Genomic DNA, 203 nt, shown 5'->3' with positions numbered 1-203 from the left:
GCCGGTGGTGCGATGGTCGCGGTGGAGGCGACGGAGGCCGAGGTGCTGCCCCACCTGACGGGTGAGGTGTCGGTCGCGGCGGTCAACGGCCCCTCCTCCCTGGTGATCTCAGGTGTGGAGACCGCGGTGGAGGCGGTGGCGGAGGTGTTCCGCGGGCTGGGGCGTCGTACGTCCCGGCTGCGGGTGTCGCACGCCTTCCACTC

At 72.9% G+C, this 203-nt stretch carries 1 protein-coding gene; it reads left to right on the top strand.

Features of this window, described 5'->3' with window-relative positions; all coding sequences use genetic code 11:
* Positions 1-203, top strand: a 203-nt coding sequence (locus IH50_RS38590; protein WP_037873804.1) for a hypothetical protein, incomplete at both ends; no start/stop codon positions are given.

It is taken from the genome of Streptomyces sp. NRRL S-37, from assembly GCF_000721605.1.
Lineage (GTDB): Bacteria > Actinomycetota > Actinomycetes > Streptomycetales > Streptomycetaceae > Streptomyces.
This window is presented reverse-complemented; position numbering and strand designations above follow the sequence as displayed.